This is a genomic window from Stenotrophomonas sp. STEN147, from assembly GCF_056757995.1.
Genome location: NZ_JBRRCG010000010.1, coordinates 72,788 through 89,745, shown reverse-complemented (window position 1 = coordinate 89,745; position 16,958 = coordinate 72,788). Strand labels below are relative to the sequence as shown.

General features: G+C 62.6%; 18 protein-coding genes. 11 read left to right on the top strand and 7 right to left on the bottom strand.

The features are described 5' to 3' along the window. Positions 1 to 46: 46 nt before the first annotated feature. A complete protein-coding gene (locus ACVOKU_RS11685) occupies positions 47 to 3,334 on the top strand; it encodes a DEAD/DEAH box helicase (RefSeq protein WP_481559996.1) in 3,288 nt (1,095 codons plus the stop codon). Between the two features lie 569 nt (positions 3,335 to 3,903). Here ACVOKU_RS11685 and ACVOKU_RS11680 read toward each other — a convergent pair. Next, a complete protein-coding gene (locus tag ACVOKU_RS11680) occupies positions 3,904 to 4,272 on the bottom strand; it encodes a hypothetical protein (protein ID WP_481559995.1) in 369 nt (122 codons plus the stop codon). 699 nt (positions 4,273 to 4,971) lie between these two features. On the opposite strand from ACVOKU_RS11680, the gene ACVOKU_RS11675 reads away from it, so the two are divergent. The 3 genes from ACVOKU_RS11675 to ACVOKU_RS11665 all read left to right on the top strand — a co-directional run bounded on the left by ACVOKU_RS11675 (position 4,972) and on the right by ACVOKU_RS11665 (position 7,811). Next, positions 4,972 to 6,111: a YncE family protein gene (locus tag ACVOKU_RS11675; RefSeq protein WP_481559994.1), complete on the top strand. Its 1,140-nt coding sequence runs from the start codon at positions 4,972 to 4,974 to the stop codon at positions 6,109 to 6,111. Positions 6,112 to 6,258: 147 nt separating this feature from the next. Next, the gene (locus ACVOKU_RS11670; RefSeq protein ID WP_414487754.1) at positions 6,259 to 7,173 is read left to right on the top strand and encodes an HNH endonuclease; all 915 of its coding nucleotides are present in this window, start codon (positions 6,259 to 6,261) and stop codon (positions 7,171 to 7,173) included. 44 nt (positions 7,174 to 7,217) lie between these two features. After that, positions 7,218 to 7,811 carry a hypothetical protein gene (locus ACVOKU_RS11665; protein ID WP_481559993.1) on the top strand — a complete coding sequence of 198 codons (594 nt, stop codon included), beginning with the start codon at positions 7,218 to 7,220 and terminating at the stop codon, positions 7,809 to 7,811. A 60-nt stretch (positions 7,812 to 7,871) separates the two neighbouring features. On the opposite strand, the gene ACVOKU_RS11660 is transcribed toward ACVOKU_RS11665, so the two are convergent. After that, complete coding sequence (locus ACVOKU_RS11660; protein WP_053518805.1) at positions 7,872 to 8,348, bottom strand: nuclear transport factor 2 family protein; 477 nt, start codon at positions 8,346 to 8,348, stop codon at positions 7,872 to 7,874. Positions 8,349 to 8,567: 219 nt separating this feature from the next. On the opposite strand from ACVOKU_RS11660, the gene ACVOKU_RS11655 reads away from it, so the two are divergent. Together ACVOKU_RS11655 and ACVOKU_RS11650 are read left to right on the top strand one after the other, a co-directional pair. Then, complete coding sequence (locus ACVOKU_RS11655; protein ID WP_481559992.1) at positions 8,568 to 9,380, top strand: alpha/beta fold hydrolase; 813 nt, start codon at positions 8,568 to 8,570, stop codon at positions 9,378 to 9,380. A gap of 20 nt (positions 9,381 to 9,400) precedes the next feature. Then, positions 9,401 to 9,571 (top strand): hypothetical protein, encoded by a 171-nt coding sequence (locus ACVOKU_RS11650; protein ID WP_283219877.1) that lies wholly within the window; start codon positions 9,401 to 9,403, stop codon positions 9,569 to 9,571. Here the strand turns inward: ACVOKU_RS11650 and ACVOKU_RS11645 are convergent. After that, entirely contained in the window at positions 9,568 to 10,311 is a 744-nt protein-coding gene (locus tag ACVOKU_RS11645; protein WP_481559991.1) for a hypothetical protein, read from the bottom strand. The two genes, ACVOKU_RS11650 and ACVOKU_RS11645, sit on opposite strands and share 4 nt — an antisense overlap. A gap of 91 nt (positions 10,312 to 10,402) precedes the next feature. Here ACVOKU_RS11645 and ACVOKU_RS11640 point away from each other — a divergent pair, with 91 nt between their 5' ends. Further along, on the top strand, positions 10,403 to 11,047 hold the full coding sequence (locus tag ACVOKU_RS11640) for a hypothetical protein (protein WP_053518811.1): 645 nt from the start codon (positions 10,403 to 10,405) through the stop codon (positions 11,045 to 11,047). A 54-nt stretch (positions 11,048 to 11,101) separates the two neighbouring features. Further along, on the top strand, positions 11,102 to 12,070 hold the full coding sequence (locus ACVOKU_RS11635) for a polysaccharide deacetylase family protein (RefSeq protein ID WP_481559990.1): 969 nt from the start codon (positions 11,102 to 11,104) through the stop codon (positions 12,068 to 12,070). 3 nt (positions 12,071 to 12,073) lie between these two features. Here the strand turns inward: ACVOKU_RS11635 and ACVOKU_RS11630 are convergent, their stop codons facing one another. Both ACVOKU_RS11630 and ACVOKU_RS11625 read right to left on the bottom strand, forming a co-directional pair. Beyond that, the gene (locus ACVOKU_RS11630; protein ID WP_481560027.1) at positions 12,074 to 12,916 is read right to left on the bottom strand and encodes a class I SAM-dependent methyltransferase; all 843 of its coding nucleotides are present in this window, start codon (positions 12,914 to 12,916) and stop codon (positions 12,074 to 12,076) included. Positions 12,917 to 13,037: 121 nt separating this feature from the next. Then, the gene (locus ACVOKU_RS11625) at positions 13,038 to 13,454 is read right to left on the bottom strand and encodes a hypothetical protein (RefSeq protein ID WP_481559989.1); all 417 of its coding nucleotides are present in this window, start codon (positions 13,452 to 13,454) and stop codon (positions 13,038 to 13,040) included. A gap of 85 nt (positions 13,455 to 13,539) precedes the next feature. Between ACVOKU_RS11625 and ACVOKU_RS11620 the strand changes: the two genes are divergently transcribed. After that, positions 13,540 to 13,824 carry a hypothetical protein gene (locus ACVOKU_RS11620; protein ID WP_065175406.1) on the top strand — a complete coding sequence of 95 codons (285 nt, stop codon included), beginning with the start codon at positions 13,540 to 13,542 and terminating at the stop codon, positions 13,822 to 13,824. 24 nt (positions 13,825 to 13,848) lie between these two features. On the opposite strand, the gene dmeF is transcribed toward ACVOKU_RS11620, so the two are convergent. Continuing rightward, entirely contained in the window at positions 13,849 to 14,823 is a 975-nt protein-coding gene (gene dmeF / locus ACVOKU_RS11615; protein ID WP_481559988.1) for a CDF family Co(II)/Ni(II) efflux transporter DmeF, read from the bottom strand. 51 nt (positions 14,824 to 14,874) lie between these two features. Here dmeF and ACVOKU_RS11610 point away from each other — a divergent pair, with 51 nt between their 5' ends. After that, a complete protein-coding gene (locus tag ACVOKU_RS11610) occupies positions 14,875 to 15,159 on the top strand; it encodes a metal-sensing transcriptional repressor (protein WP_049417302.1) in 285 nt (94 codons plus the stop codon). A 24-nt stretch (positions 15,160 to 15,183) separates the two neighbouring features. Here the strand turns inward: ACVOKU_RS11610 and ACVOKU_RS11605 are convergent, their stop codons facing one another. Continuing rightward, positions 15,184 to 15,561: a MerC domain-containing protein gene (locus tag ACVOKU_RS11605; protein ID WP_478053402.1), complete on the bottom strand. Its 378-nt coding sequence runs from the start codon at positions 15,559 to 15,561 to the stop codon at positions 15,184 to 15,186. A gap of 68 nt (positions 15,562 to 15,629) precedes the next feature. On the opposite strand from ACVOKU_RS11605, the gene ACVOKU_RS11600 reads away from it, so the two are divergent. Further along, positions 15,630 to 16,955 (top strand): GTP-binding protein, encoded by a 1,326-nt coding sequence (locus ACVOKU_RS11600; protein ID WP_481559987.1) that lies wholly within the window; start codon positions 15,630 to 15,632, stop codon positions 16,953 to 16,955. The last annotated feature ends 3 nt before the right edge of the window (positions 16,956 to 16,958 follow it).

Sequence of the window (16,958 nt, the reverse complement as noted above, 5' to 3'; positions counted from 1 at the left end):
GCAGTTCGAAGTACGCTTAACTGCTAGTTCACTACAGGGGATAGTAATGATCAGAGTTGAGGATGGAATCTATAACGTTACAGCCTGTATTCCAGAGTATCGAATATCAGATCGAGTAGGAGTCGTAGAGTTAAACGCTATAGTCGAAAAGAGGAGGCTGGGCCCGGCGACGCTGACAGTCGAATCTCAGCGGGCGGGCGTTCTAACCCAGGCTAAACTACGCCTGCACGAAGTGGAGGTTACTTTAGCCCTCGGTAAACGATACTCTCCGGCCGGTACGACTGCAGAGATTCACGCACCATCGGCGGAAATGAACGGTGCCTCGATCTCCCTTGGCGAGAACGCTTCCTGGAAGTTGCACCCTAGGCAAAATGAAGCGAAGTCGGGCGCGCTACGGTCTCAAGTTCAGAAGTCCTGGTCGACGTATCCTGCCATACTCGAGGAGATAGTTGGCATCGATGGAATCGTTCAAAGAAAGGGCTTACGGAAGGCACAAGCTGGTGCACTACACGCGCTGGCTTCGCACTGGAGCGTAAAAGATGGGCACGCACTAGTTGTACTCCCCACAGGGACAGGAAAGACGGAAGTTTTGATTGCTGCGTCACTACTTCTATCGGCAGAACGTACACTTGTCGTTGTTCCTAGTGACTCATTGCGCGCCCAAACGGTCGATAAGTTCGTAAAGTTGGGCGTGCTTGAGGAAATTGGGGTAATTGATGATCAGTGCCTTACCCCAGTTGTTGGACTGCTATCAAAATCGCCAAAATCGGAGCAAGATATTTCTGCGCTTCTGAATGCGAACGTAGTTGTGACAACGACGCAAATGCTCCTTTCAACGGAAAACTCAATCATTGAGAAACTGCTTGAAGTATTTGACCTTGTTACATTCGATGAGGCGCACCACCTTCCGGCTGCCTCTTGGGAACGGATAAGGCAAAGAATTCCTAGTTCTACGAAAATACTTTCGTTAACGGCAACTCCGTTCAGGAACGATGGAAAGCGAATTCCTGGTGAATTGGTGTATCAATTTCCATTGAGATTGGCTCAGCGATATGGGTACTTTACTAAAATAAACGTGGTGAAGGTTGATCAATCTGATGCGAAGATTGCTGATGAGGCTATAGCGCGAGCAGCAGTGCAGGTGCTTCGACAAGACGAGGTTGAAGGTTTCGATCATGTGATCTTGGCGAGGTCTCGATCTATAGATCATGCGAATAGTTTGCTTGACGTCTATCAACGCTTAGCCCCTGAGTATTCCCCGGTTCTTCTTCATTCGGGGATGGCTCGGAGGAAGAAGGAAGTCGCTATCGAGAGCATGAAGTCACTCGTAAGTCGAGTGGTGATATGTGTCGATATGTTAGGGGAGGGATTTGATTTCTCGGCTCTAAAGATAGCGGCAATGCACGAGTTGCATAAAAGCCTCCCCGTGACGCTACAGTTCGTGGGTAGATTTACGCGCGCCTCTAATGCCGTTGGTTCAGCTACAGTCATCATTAACACGGCGGAGCCTATGGCCGATACTGCTGTGGCAGAGCTATTCTCCGAGGACGCCGACTGGAACGAAATAGTTCCAGAACTCAGTGCAAGTGCCATTGATTCTGACGCTGAAGTTAAAGAACTAGCTCAAAGGATGAGGCAGTTGGTTTCTCCGGATGACAAGGTATTCGACATCTCTTTAATATCTCCTGGCCTCTCATCTCAGTTCTATCGGGTTGAAAATTTTGAGCCTGGGGCGCTGACTCAGTGGAGCAGCAAGGATTCGATGCTCCATCATATATGGATGGATCAAGAGAATGGAACGCTTGTCGCAATTACTCGAGACTACACTTCGCCAGATTGGTCAAAAACAAAGGATGCTCGGGGGTTTGAGTGGAATCTTTTCATAGTGTCCTACGACTCTGACAAGAGTTTGCTCATGGTTAATAGCACTCTTGGGCGCGGGAAGACCAAGCGTTTAGTCGAGACGGTGAGTCGGAAAACAGCCTCGCCCATTGCCGGCGAGCATATGTTTAGGGCATTTAGCGATATGAAGCGTGCTGTGCTTCATAACGTCGGGCTACGCAAAAGAGGGCAGGTTAGATTTCAAATGCTAGTAGGAATAGACGTCGGCCAACACGTATCACAAGCGATACAGGCCGGGAGCTCCAAATCAAACCTATTCGCAGCCGGATATGTTGATGGTGTCAAAGAGAGCATCGGCGTTTCGTTCAGAGGGAAAGTGTGGTCGATGGCATCTGCGTCTCTGCCTCAATGGTTGGCGTGGGCAAGGAAGATTTCAAGAAAGATTCTTGATAGCACAATTCCTACGAACAGCTTCCTTGCTTTTACGCTTATTCCGACGGAAATAGTATCTCCACCTCCAACTCGCGTGTTTAGCTGTATTCCGCCGGATGAGCTCCTTCCCGGAAGCTATCACGGGGAGAAGCGCCTGCGATATTCCGGGTCCACATTAAGTGTGACGCAATCAAATCTGGATTTCCAGGTTGTTTCAAGAGACGCTGATTCAATCGACTTTGAAGTTCGTGCTGACGGGCAGGGAACTATCCTGATGAAAATGACGTGGGGTGGTGGATATAAAGTATCAAGGATAGCGGGGCCTGACGTTTTCGTAATGGATGAAGGGCATGAGGTTTCTCTGCAGTCCTATCTTTCGGACAACCCTCCGGCTCTGATACTTGTGGATGGCTCTGAGATAGTAGGTGGGCATCACTTTAAGTATCTCTCCTCTCCAGTCTATTCATTCAGCGCAGCATCGATAAGTACGCCAGACTGGACGGGCGTTAACCTGAGGCTCGAGTCGATGTGGAAAGGTGGACTATTTAGAAGTAATTCTATTCAGGAGTTTATGGTGACTATGCTGAAGTCGGGCAGTTATGACTACATAATTGACGACGATGATAGCGGAGAGGTTGCAGACGTAATTGCCATAGAAGATGATCGGGTTGGTAAAGAACTTAGAGTGTCCCTCTACCACTGCAAGTACGCACATGGATCTAGTGCCGGTGCGAGAGTCGCTGATCTCTACGAAGTCTGCGGCCAGGCAATCAAGAGTTGCCGAATTCTGAATAGGGCGGAAGACCTGGTGGCTCACATTATAAGGCGTGAGTCACAGCGTGGAGGTCGCCCCACTCGCTTTGAAGTTGGAGATATTGGCGGGATGAAGTCGCTAAAGACTAGGGTGTCGACCTACAGAATGTCCCTGCAGATATTCATTGTGCAGCCCGGGCTCTCTGCCGGAGCGCTCACTCCAGATCTTTCTTCTATTCTGGGTTCCGCTGAAAACTTTGTTCTTGAGTTTACCGGGAGGCGGCTGGGGGTGGTTGCAAGCGCGTAGGAACGGGAGTCGACAAAGCTTCTGGGCTTGGGCTGGCTAGTGGCTAAACTAGCTGGCCTCCGCTTACATGCTGCTTCGGTCTGTCCTTCCGTTTGATCTTGAGTGCCGTTTGCTAGACCTGTCTGAGCGGTGGGTCGACAGTTCAAAGGTCGCGGCGGCGGGCTAAGCTGAAACTAGCCCGCACGCCCAGTTCCATCAGTTGCTCATGCCAGCGCTCATCCAGTAGGGAACTAATGTCTATATCATGCTTCGGGTCATTGAATACGATAACTAGCAGATGGAGTGAGTTTTCGATTAGCACGTAGGGTTTTCCTTCGATGAATAGTTCAAAGAATCCGCGCTCATTCTCTTTAAAGCCTAGCGAAGTTCCACCTGCCGATTCAGCCTAGGTCGTTCGAAAGGCCCCTTCTTGTAGGCTTGAGTAGTCATTACTAGAGATTCTCTCGGAAGCAAGAATCTCAACATCGGCCAGCGATAAGGTGAGCCGCGCGATCACTACGGTAAGCAACAGCACGGCAAGCGCGGTTGGGGAGAGTCGGACCCTTTCATGAGGCAACCCGGAAGGCTCGCTACTCCCGCACCTGCAACCGCTCAGTAACCTGCGCAGTCAACGCCACACACGCCATCTTCAACCCCTCCATCACCCGATCCCCCACGTACTCTTCGGGCGCACCGTTCTGCCGCGTGCGCTCCGCAGCCAGCATCAGCTCTGCTACCACACGCAATCCCGCCAACGCGCAATCTGCATCCGCCAGTTGAAGACAACGCCCAGGCAACTGATGCCGCTCGGGCCACGGCTGGCCATCCGCGGCCGCACCCTTTCCGATGCGGCGCAGGGTGGAGACAAATCCGTTGGGATCGGTGGGTGCGTCGCGCTCGGGCTCGGTATTGGCCGGATCGTACTGCGCGTGCAGGGAACGGAAATCCGATTCGTTCATGGCAATGCTCCGTACAGGACAGAAAGCAACGCCACCGATGGAGGTGGCGGGACGGTGCGTGGCTCGAAAACCGGGATGATGTAGCGTCATTGAACCGGCGAGTCCTGAGACTCCCACGCACCGCCCGCCATGAAGGCCGACGGATTGCCAGCCGGCACCCCAAACGAGGTGCCGACTGGCAAGCGTAAACAACTGACGCGTACATCATCTCGGGTTTTCGACGCCCGGCCACCCGTTGTCGGTGGCGCGCCAATCTGCTCACGCCTGCGCCCTGAAATCCAATTGGAATTTGCGGAGGAAACACGCAGTTCCACAGAGCGGAACTATTGTCGCAGATGGCCGGCGTGCCGTATGCGACGACAATCTCCGCAATCGAACTTCAAGGAAGGTTTTTGCGACAGGAAAGATCGTAATCAGCCTGTGCGCCCGCACAGAACGCAACCGCCTGCCGATCGCGCAGGGCCTTCCGAAATCCTCCGTCCACGCCGGAATCGGGCCCTCGTCACCGCCCCGCAGCCGAAAAGGCGAGCCAAAAACGACACTTCGGGCCGTCGTCCTCGGCGCCACGCCTCTCCCCAGCCTGCTAACATTCCCCCGCAACCCAGCCAGCCCACCCCGCGCAGACACACCCGGGGCGGGCCGTCGCCGTACGGCCCAGCGAGCCAGGACACCCTTCCGTGCCCTTTCAAGGATGCTCGCATGTTCCGTCATTCCGCTTTCCGCTCGGCCGCCCTGGCCCTTGCCATCTCGCTCAGCGTCGGCGCCCCGGCGGCCTTCGCCGATAACGCGCCCGCCGCCAGCACCCCCGCTGCCGTGCAGCGCCAGGCCATCGCCAAGGGCCTGTACGAACTGGCGTACAGCCCCACCCAGAACGCCGTGTTCGTGGCCTCATCCGGTGGTTTCGGCGATGACGCCGGCCCGTCGCAGGTGCTGCGCCTGAACCCGGCCACGCTGGCCGTGGAAACCCGCATCCCGCTGGAGCGCAAGGCGTTCGGCGTGGTGCTGGATGACGCCCACAACCGCCTGTACGTGGGCAACACCGTTGATACCTCGGTAACCGTGGTCGATACCGCCCAGAACAAGGCCATCGGCATCGTGCAGCTGATGGAGAAGAAGGTCGGCAAGGACGGCAAGGCCGCCTACACCCACGACCTGCGCGAGCTGGTGGTCGACAGCCCGGCCAACCGTCTGTACGTGACCGGTCATTCCAGCGAGGGCAGCGTGCTGTTCGTGGTCGATACCACCACGCTGAAAGTGATCGACACCATTCCGGGCCTGGGCAACGCCAAGGCGCCGGGCCTGGCGCTGGATGCCGCCAACAAGCGCGTGTATACCAGCAACCTGCTGGCCGACCTGGTGGTGGTTGGCACCGACGCCAACAAGGTGGTGGCCCAGCACAAGATCAGCGCCGAGCAGCCGATGAACATCGCACTGCACCCGGACGGCAAGCGCCTGTTCGTGACCGACCAGGGCTCGGAGATGATCCGCAGCTACATGACCAAGAGCAGCGCGGGCTTCACGAGCAAGCACCCGGGCCAGCGCGTGCTGGTGCTCGACCGCACTACCGGCAAGGAACTGGCCAGCATCCCGACCGACGCCGGCCCGCTGGGCATCCTGCTGGACGCACCGCGCAAGCGCCTGTACGTAACCAACCGCGATGGCGGCACGGTGACCGCGTACGACAGTGAGAGCTACCAGAAGGTGGCCACCTACCCGGTGCCGACCCACCCGAACAGCCTGGCGCTGGATGCCAAGAACAACGTGCTGTACGTGAGCATCAAGAACGGCGAGAAGGATGCCAAGGACGCGAACGAGAGCGTGGCGCGCATCCAGCTGTAAGCGCAACACGCGATAGGTCAAAGGCAGAGGCAGGGCGATCCCCTGCCTCTGTTCCTTTGGACGAAATCGTGCCGATTACGACATTGCTAGGTAGTATCCCGTCAGGCGGCCAGGAGGCTGCGTCATCTGGACGAGACGGGGGCAGGAATGAGGTATTGGTGGGTCAATCAAAAGAAGACGTTCGACGCATCGTTCCAGGGCGGCTTTCTGTGGTCCCCAAAGAAGAAGAAGGGCGGGTACTCCAGTCCCTTCTATGACCATATGACGCAGGTCCAGCCCGGCGACATGGTCTTCGCATTTGCGAACAAGCGGATCAAAGCCCTTGCGGTGGTAACGGACCCGCACCACTCCCAGGACCGACCAGACGCGTTCGATGTGCCGGATAGTGAGTGGGGCAAGGACGGTTGGGCCGTCCCGGTGACGTACCGCCTGCTCGAGGCACCGCTGCTGGTGAGCGAGCATATGGATCGTCTCGATCCTCATCTCCCGGACAAGTATTCGCCCCTCAAGCGAAACGGCAAGGCGAACGAGGCGTACCTCTGCCCGGTGCCGCAGCGCATGGCAGACGAACTCCTAGCACTGATGAGGGTTGATGTTGATGAGGTGTCGCAGTGGCGGGAGGACGTGCCGATCAACCGCGCTATCGAAAAGATTGAGAATGATCGCGAGCTCTCGGTAACTCAAAAGAAGCAGTTGATTACCGCGCGCCTGGGACAGGGGAAGTTCCGCAACAACGTGAAGGCCATTGAGCTCAGGTGCCGCGTCACGGGAACCAGTGATGTCAACTTTCTTATCGCAAGCCACATCAAGCCGTGGGCGGATAGTGACAACGCCGAGCGTCTCGATGGCAACAATGGCCTAATGCTTGCGCCGCATGTCGATCGACTATTCGATCGGGGGTTCATCTCGTTCGATGACGAGGGTGGACTTATCGTGAGCCCCAAATTGCCCGCAACGCTGTTGCAGGATTGGTCGCTCGAGCAGCGACGGGCGCAGCAGCCGTTCAATGCAGCGCAGCGGCGGTACCTCGACTACCACCGTAACCGGCGATTCCAGAGGTAGAACGACAGCTCGGTACCGCTGTTCGCATCTCAGGGGGATAAGACATGGATGGCATCATCAATCGACTGGTGGACTTGAATGGTGGGCAATTGCTCTTCCCACTCATCTTGTGCGCTATCGCTGTTCTGCTGTTCAAGTGGATTGCAAGTAATGCGCAGTCGAAAGGTACATCGCGAAAGGAGTTCCTTGAGCTATTTCAGCGTGCGGATGGCAAGGATGATCTTTGGCTCTCCGTTGCTGTGCGACATCACTTTGGCGCCTATCTGCCGGTGTCGCTGATTAAGGAACTCTCCCGGTTGGACCAGCCGGCGCGCGCAATCATGGAGATCGCTGATGCGTGGGAACTCATCGATCTGGACGACACCACGGGTGAGCTGACATGGCGCCACCGGCGGCATTCCACTCCACAACGAAGAAGGTATCTCGCTTGCGCATTCATGGCGGGCTACTGCATTACGGCCATGGTGGCCATGCTACTGGCGTACTTCTTGCTGGTCGGCGATTTCTCGCTGCGTGCATCTGCCCCGTACTGGCTGTGGGTTGCGATTGCTGGCGTGTTGGCGGGGCGGTGCCTACATCGGTACATGCTGTTCAGTACAGGCAGCGCAGCGATTGAGCGTTGGCTCGGAATGACGTGAGGCCGCCACTCGACTGCTGAGCTGGATCGAAGGGGCAGGCCTGTAAGTGCCCGCCGAACCTCAATCCACCCCGCGGTGGTCATAGCTGATCACCCGCTCCACCTGCCAGGTGCCGTCCACGCGTCGCCACACCTGCACGAAGCGCGCCTGCCCCACCCACCGCTCCACACCGTCCTTGCCGCGTTCGTAGAAGCGATGGTCACCCATCTCCAATGCACGCTCGTCGTGCAGCGGGAACACCTGCAGCGAACGGTCCACCAATTCGCGGCGCAGGCGCCAGCCGCCCTGGCGCGCGCTGTCGCACATGCGGGCCACGCTGCGCCGGAAGTCCTCGCGGCTGCTGGCCGATTTGCCGTCCTTGTCATGGAAGAACTCCATGTCCTCGGTGGTCATCGCCGCGGCCCGGTCGGCATCGCAGGCCTCGAATGCCACCGCGAACAGCTGGGTATCGGCTTGGCGGATCTGCTCGCGCAGGGTATCGGACGGGGCCGGGCTGGCGGCAAGGCCGGCGGCGAGCAGGGGCAGGGCGAACAGCATGGCGCGTCTCCGTGGATGTCGGGCGCACAGTGGCACGCTGCGGGGGCGGTCGGCGTACGGGTGCGACGAAGCCGCGTCTGCCGGGTACGAACGGCCGGATTCCGGGTGCGGGTGCCGGGCGCCAGGCGTGTAGGGCATGTCATGGCGCGGGCGGATTCCCTCACGGTCGCCATAGGCGGCGCTGCCTAGGCTGGTGCCATCCTTTCACCAGGAGTTCCCATGCCTGCTTCCCCCATCCGGCTGCACATCGAAGACACCGGCGGCGAGGGCCGCCCGGTCATCCTCATCCATGGCTGGCCGCTCTCGGCCGAGGCGTGGAAGGATCAGGTGCCGATCCTGCGGGATGCGGGCTACCGCGTGATCAGCTATGACCGCCGTGGCTTCGGTCGCTCCGAGAAGCCAGCCGACGGCTATGACTACGACACGCTGGCGGCCGATCTGGCCGGCATCATCGAGCAGCGCGATCTGAAGGAGGTCACGCTGGTCGGTTTCTCGATGGGTGGCGGCGAGGTGGCGCGCTACATCGCCAATCACGGCGAGTCGCGCCTGCACAGCGTGGTTTTCGCGGCTGCGGTGCCCCCTTACCTGCTGCGCACCGACGATAACCCGGAGGGCCCGCTGACCCAGGATAAGGTGGACGAGATGCGCGCCGGCCTGGAGCAGGACCGCGAAGCCTTTTTCGATGGCTTCACCCGCGACTTCTTCAGCGCCAACGGCAAGCTGATGGTCACCGAGGCCGAGCGCCAGGCGGCGATCGCGCTGTGCCACCAGTCCGACCAGACGGCGGCGCTGGGCTGCATGAAGGCGTTTGCCACTACCGACTTCCGTCGCGACCTGCAGAAGGTGAGCGTCCCCACTCTGGTGCTGCACGGCGACAGTGATGCCACTGTGCCACTGGAGGGCTCGGGCAAGCGCACCCAGCGCGCCATACGCGGCAGCGAGCTGGTGGTGCTGCAGAACGCGCCGCATGGCTGCAACACCAGCCACACCGACGACTTCAATCTGGCGCTGCTGAACTTCCTCAAGCAGTAACCGGCCTCTACACTCGTCGCATGCGCCAGACCCGCACGCCACCGTGGAAGAAGCCCAACCCGAAGGGCCAGAAGTCGCAGCCGCTGTCGCCTGCACAGAAGGACGCAGCGCGGCAGCGTGCGGAGGAGAACGGGCGCCCCTATCCGAACCTGGTCGACAACATGTGGGCGGCCAAGCTGCCGCGCGGTTAGCGCGGCGTTGGGCGGCCCGCTTGTGCAGGGGCGAGCAGGGGCGTCCAACCGCGTTCGCGCCAGGGCGCGAACGTGCGTGGGTGGACCTGCACCGCACCGGCGGCCAGAGCGCCGCGCGTGCTCAGTGCGGCCTGCAGCTGGTGTGTCTGCATCGGCTGTGCGAACGCGACCTGCAGCAGGTCACCCTGCTGCCGTACCTGTACCGGCAGAACGTCGCGCGACTGGATTGCCAGCGGTGGTCGGCCGATGGTGTAGTCCATCTCGACCGTGCGTGCGCCCTGTGCGATGACGGGCTGCCACGCCTGCAACAGCGCGGCGTGCCGGGATGCGGGCAGGCGCACCTGGGCGATGCTCGCCGGGTAGCCGACGGTGCTCTCAACCATCACCTGGAAGCGTGCGCCGTCCGGCATGGCGACGGCCCATACCGCTGCCGTGGCGAAGATCGGTATGCAGCCGATGAAGTACCACGCGCGGGGAACCGGTGCGGCAACGTGGTAGCTCCACTGCGGATGACGACGTTGCAGGCGCCGTAGTGCCTTGCGTTCGCGACGGCGCGGTGGTGTTGCCGTAGGCAGCAGGGAGTGCGTGACGGGTGGCAGCTTGGCGCGCTGGGTCTGGATGACACGCGACACGGCGTAGGCCGCCCCTGCGATCATCAACAGGCCGGTGCCGTAATGCACCAGCAGGTACAGCGTCAGCATCCAGCGCACTCCATGCAGCGGTTCTTCCTCGGTGGACATCGTACCGCCGAGCACACGTGTTGTCGCATCCGCCAGCCGACAGCCGTGATCGGCTTGGTTACGATGACAGACCGCCGACACGAGTGTAACGATGACATCCACTCCGTTCCCTCAGGGCCGCACGCGCGCCCCGGGACTGATGTTGCTTCTGCTGCAGGTGGTCGCCGTGCTGGGCCTTGGCCTGGCCGCAGGCTATTTCCATCACCGTGTGGATCTGTTGCTGGAGCCGGTGACGGCTGCCTGCGGTGGCCCGGACCCCGCGGCGCGACTGCGGATGGCCGAAGTGTTGATGGCGCGTGCCGGCGCGCTGGATGATTGGCAGCCACTGCGGTGGCTGCCGGTAGCGGGCATGGTGCTCGCACTGCTGGGTGCGATGGCCATCTGCGTGCATTGGTGGCACCGGGTGCGGCGGCCCCTGCGCACCACCGCGCTGGGGCTGATGGCCCTGCATGCCAGCGCCATGGCGCTGGCGGCGTGGACCCTGCATCTGTACGAAGACGCATGGAACAGCGTGGTCAGGCTGTCTCCGACGGCGTGTCTGGTCGATCTGACCCAGCAGGGACGCATGCCACTGGAGCAGGCCCAGGAAGTGGTCTTCCATATCTTCACCCGCGCGCACGCGCCGCTGCAGCGCAATCCGGATGACCTGGCCCTGGTGCTGGTGGCGCTGCTGACGGCCGCGATGGTGGGCGGTGTTGCGCTGTGGCGGGCCGCGGCTGCGGAAGAGGGGCGCTGACGGCGCTCGCGCGCTGGGCTACAGTCGGCGTTCCTGCCGACACAAGGATGGTCCATGCGTACGTGGCTGCGTGCCCTGCCGTTGCTGCTGTTGTCGCTGGCGGTGCACGCCGCGGAGGTGGACCGGCGCATCGCGGTGACCATTGATGATCTGCCGTGGGCGCGCGTGGACACCATCCTGCCTGCGGATCTGCAGACGCGCCATGCGGCGTTGATGGCGCAGCTGCGCCAAGCTGATGTGCCGGTGGTGGGCTTCGTCAACGAGAACAAGCTGGAGGTTGATGGCCAGGTGCAGCCGGCGCGGGTGCAGATGCTGCGCGATTGGCTCGACGCGGGTTATGGGCTGGGCAACCACACCTATTCGCACATGGACCTCAACGCGCAGGGCGTGGCCGCCTTCCAGCAGGATTTCCTGCGTGGCGAACGGGTGCTGCGGCCACTGCTGGCCGAGCGCGGCCAGCGGCCACAGTGGATGCGCCATCCGTATCTGCGTGCGGGCCGGACGGCCGAGGACCGCGCGGCAATGGACGGATTCTTTCGCAACCACGGGTACCGCGTGGCGCCGGTGACGGTGGACAACGGCGAATGGGTCTGGGCCTTCGCCTACGCCAACGTGATGAATGAACAGTCGCCGTCCGCGGCCCGCGAGGCCACGCTGGCGCAGCTGCGCAAGGGCTATGTGCCGTACATGCTCAACAAGCTGGACTACTACGAGCGGCAGTCGCAGGCGCTGCTGGGCTATGCGTTGCCGCAGGTCTGGCTGATGCATGCCAATGAGCTCAACGCGGCCACCTTCGCCGAATTGGTGGCGGCCACCCGGCGGCGCGGCTATCGCTTCATCACGCTGGAAGAAGCCATGCGTGATCCCGCCTATGCGCGCGGCGCGGAAGGCTACAACGGCCGCTACGGCCCGAGCTGGCTGCATCGCTGGGCGATGGCCGAGAACAAGCCGAAGGATTTCTATGCCGGCGAACCGGTGGTGCCGACGTGGGTGATGACGCTGGCGAAGGTGGATTCGGAGTAGCGCTCAGCGCTTGACCGCCAGCACGCCGTCCAGCGCGAGCTCGGCCTTGAATCCGGCCTTTTCCAGGCGCTTGGCCACTTCGCGCGGCACATCGCGGCCGCTGGTGAGCTTGTTGGGCGCGCCGGTGTAGTGGAACAGGCGGCCGCCCTTGCGCAGGACGCGGGCAAGATGGTCGTAGAACACCTGCGAATACAGTTCGCCTGCGATGCCGAAGCGCGGCGGGTCATGCAGGATCGCATCGACGCTGTTGCTGGCGATCTGCTCGATCTGCTGCGAGACGTCGCCCTGGCTGAAGTGCAGGCGACCGCCGGCAGCGGCCGAGTCGGGATCGGGCGACCACGGGTTGAGCGTGCGCAGCCACATCACGTCGGCGTTCTTCTCGAATGAGCGGATCTGGCCGACGCCGGCCTCCAGTGCGCAGGCGGCGAAGTAGCCGAGCCCACCACAGGTATCAAGCAGCGCCTTGCCCGCCGGTGCAACCAGCTCGACCTTGCGGCGTGCGTCTTCGAACGGCGACAGCTTCGAGGTGGGCAGCATCTTGATGCCGTCGATTTCGAAGGTCGGCGCACCCCACTCGGTAGGCACCAGTTTGATCAGTGAACCGCTGTAGCGTGAGATGGGAGCGAAGTCTTGGCCCTCCCAGTAGTACAGCGTGCGGTCCTTCAGCTTGCCCGGCCACGGGTAGTGCTGGCCGCGGAAGCTGAAGCCGTCAGCATCCAGCGTGACCGCGTCCTGGCTGCGCCCCAGGTCAAGCGAGCCCTGCCACTCGGGCGCGCCCTTGTCATGGGCACGACGCAGGGCGTCGGCGCTGTCGCGGGTCAGTAGAGGGCCGGTGTAGTGGGGCACGGCAGGCATCGGGCGGTTCGGGGAAGGGCATGGTACCGCAGCTGCCGTAGCGCCGAGCCCTGGTCGGCTCGAGCCGCACACAAGCGTGGGCGTTGATCATGGCCCGCAGGGACGACACGCGTCAGGGGCACTTCACCGCATACACCGGCCCGGCACCGATCAGCATCAGTGCCATGTAGTCGCTGTCACTGGCCTTGCCCTTCAGCGTGGCGCCCCTGTTGAAGTGGAAGAGGCCGAAGCCGCCGGCCATGCGGATCAAGGCGCTGTCGATCTGTGCCGCATCGTCGCGGAAGTAGCGGCTGATCTCGCTGGAGGTGGCCTTGTGCAGCCCGTTCGGGTCGCGCTGCCATTGCCCATCGCGGTTGAAGGAAACGAAGTACTGGCTGCCTTCGCGCTCGATGCGGAAATCGGCGGTCTTGCGCGGGCTGGTAGCGAAGCAGCCTTGCAGGGCATCGGAAGAGAACGGAAGCCGCGCATCGCCGCCACAGGCGGCGAGCAGCAGGAGGGCACCGGGCAGCAGCAGGCGAAGCGCGCGCATGGGATGTCCCGACGAGGCAGGTGCGGCTAGTGTAGGCAGCAGCCGGGCGTGGCCCGTACAGAAATTCGGCAAGAGGACGCGTGCAATGGCACAGGGCAAGGCACCGTGGTGCGGTGTGGCCAGTGGATTGGGCCTGGTCGTGGGGTGGGCTGCAGGCACGCTTGCGGCACAGGCGGCGGTGGCTGCGGGAGGCAATGGCATCGCCGCAGGCCTGGGGGTGGGTGTGCTGGGCTCGGCGCTGGTGGGATGCGGGCTGGCGGTGGCATCGCGGGTGCGGGGCGAGCGTTGGCCCTGGATCGGTATCGTGGGCGCGGTGCTGAGTGCGCTGCCGTTGCTGATGTACCTGCTGCGGATGATGCTGAAGCTCTGAAGCCGGGGCGAGGGCTCGGCGCTGTCAGGAAGCGCTGTGATGGATCTCGACCGTCACGTGCACCAGCTCCTCGTGGATCGCCAGCGCCTGGCGCACGGTATCGGCATCAAGGCGGGCGTCGCTGGTCACCACGCTGGCGCTGACCGCGTACTTGCCGCGGCCCACCTGCCAGACGTGCAGGTCGGCCAGGCGTGCCGGCCATGGGCCCTGCTCGATCACCTCGCGGACCTCGGCCACCACCGGCGCGTCCATCTGCGCGTCGAGCAGGATGCGGCCACTGTCGCGCAGCAGGCCGACCGCCCACACCGTGACCAGTACGGCGCCGACCAGACCCATCACGGGGTCCAGCCAGGTGAGGCCCAGCAGTTTGCCGCCGAGCAGTGCGACGATGGCCAGCACCGAGGTGGCCGCGTCGGCCAGCACGTGCAGGTAGGCCGAGCGCAGATTGAGATCGTGGCCATGCGAAGGGTCATGATCGTGATCGTGGTGATGCCCGTGATGATGCGCGTGGTCGTGCCCATGCGCGTGATGCGCGTGGCCGGGGCTGTCGTGCAGCCACCACGCACAGAGCAGATTCACGCCCAGGCCGACCACGGCGATGGCGATGGCTTCGTCGTAATGGATCGGCGCGGGAACCCACAGCCGCTGCACGGACTGCGCGGCCATCAACGCGGCGACACCCAGCAGGGCAATGGCGCTGGTATAGCCCGCCAGGATCTCGATCTTCCAGGTGCCGAAGGCGAACCGCGGGTCGTGCGCGTAGCGCCGTGCACAGCGGTAGGCGAACACCGAAAGGCCCAGCGCCAGTGCGTGCGAGCTCATGTGCCAGCCGTCGGCCAGCACGGCCATGGAGTTGAACCACCAGCCGCCGACGATCTCCACCAGCATCATGCCGACGGTCAGCCACAGGGCGCGGCGGGTATTACGTTCGGCAAGGGGATTGCCATCGTCGAAGCGATGGTCGTGGCGACGGGCAGCGGCGAGCGTGTCCAGATGCATGGAGTGACCGGCGGGTGGAGTTGATACCCCCATAGGGTATACGATCCACCCATGGCACATGTACACAGAAATCGAAAACAGCTGCTGACCCGGGTGCGCCGCATTGGCGGCCAGGTGGCGGCATTGGAGCAGGCGCTGGACAGGCCCGAGGGTGAAGCGGGCGACTGTGCGGACGTGCTGGTGCAGGTCGCGGCGGTGCGTGGTGCGGCCCACAGCCTGTTGATGGAGTTGCTGCACGAGCACCTGCAGGAGCACGTGGTCGGGGCTGAAGACCCGCAGCAGCGGGCGGCGGAGGCCGAGGTGCTGGTCGAACTGTTGCGGCGTTACGGGAAGTAACGCCGAGCGGGCCGTCGGCGATGCTCAGCAGTGGCGGTGCCGGCGCCGCGCGTTCCAGACGTGGGTGGCGGCCAGCAGCAGGCTGCCGGTGACGGTCAGCGGCGTTTCCCAGGCATGCGAAGGCAGCTCGAGCGCGCCGGCCAGCAGCAGGCCCAGGCCGAGACCGGCCACGGTCCAGGCCATGACGGGCAGGCGATGGCGGCGGTCGGCCCGCCACAGGGCGTAGCCGGTGAGCGGCAGGGCGATCGCCACGAACAGCAGATGCACCCATTCGGCCTGGGCCCAGGCGCCGAACAGTGGCAACGCGGCGGCAAGCAGGGGCAGCGCCAGGCAGTGCAGCAGGCACAGGCTCGACAGGGCGAGGGCACCGGCATCGAGCAGGGCGGGGGAAGGGGACTTCATGGGGGAGGTTCCTTGCGCAGTAATTGTTATACAGTAACATTTCTTTCCCGCAGCCAGACCGCTCCGACATGAACACTGTTTCCCGCGCCGACCGCCGCTTGCCCGTCACCGTGCTGTCCGGCTTTCTGGGGGCCGGCAAGACCACCCTGCTCAACCAGATCCTGCGCAACCGCGAGGGCCTGCGCGTGGCGGTCATCGTCAACGACATGAGCGAGGTCAACATCGATGCGCAGTGGGTGCGCGACGGTGGCGCCGAGCTGCGCCGCACCGAAGAGACGCTGGTGGAGTTCAGCAACGGCTGCATCTGCTGCACGCTGCGCGAGGACCTGCTGCAGGAAGTGCGGCGGCTGGCTGACAGCGGCCGCTACGACTACCTGCTGATCGAATCCACCGGTATCGGCGAACCGATGCCGGTGGCCGCGACCTTCGCGGTGCGCGATGAGCAGGGCTTCAGCCTGAGTGACATCGCCCGGCTGGACACGATGGTCACCGTGGTCGACGGCAGTGCCTTCCTGGCCGACTTCGGATCGACCCTGCGCCTGGCCGAGCGTGGCCAGCAGGCGGGACCGGACGACGACCGCGGGGTGGTCGACCTGCTCTGCGAGCAGGTCGAGTTCGCTGACGTGATCGTGGTCAGCAAGATCGACCAGGTGGAGGAGGAAGTGCTGCAGGACACGCTGGCCGTGCTGCGCGGCCTCAACCGCGATGCGAAGCTGCTGCTGTCCAGCTTCGGTGATGTGCCGCTGACGGAACTGCTCGATACCGGCCGCTTCGACTTCGAGCGGGCGCAGCGCGCACCGGGCTGGGTGAAGGAGCTGCGTGGCGAGCACACGCCGGAAAGCGAAGCGTACGGCATTGCCAGCTTCGTCTACCGCTCACGGCGGCCGTTCCATCCGGCCCGTTTCGCGCGCGCGCTGCAAAGTGGCATGCCCGGCGTGATCCGCAGCAAGGGCTGGTTCTGGCTGGCCAACCGCATGGACTGGGTGGGCGAGTTGAACGCGGTTGGCGCGGCCACGCGCACGCAGGCCGCAGGCTTCTGGTACGCCGCGCGTGATCGCGTACGTGCAGGCCTGGAAGACACCACGCCGCTGCTGCCGCCGACGCCCCTGCCGTACAGCGATGTGGGCTGGGCGCGCCAGCAGGCCAACTGCTGGAGCGCTCCGCTGCCGGGCGTGGAGGACTTCCCGGATCGCGCCGCGCATGCCGCGATGGCGCGGCTGTGGCATCCGCTATGGGGGGATCGTCGGCAGGAACTGGTGGTGATCGGCGTGCACATGGACGAACGCGCGGTGCGCGCGGAACTGGACGCGTGCCTGCTGGATGACCAGGAGCTCCGCGCCGGTCCGCTGCTGTGGCAGCAGCTGCCTCAGTCGTTCCCGGTGTGGAAGCGCTGACGG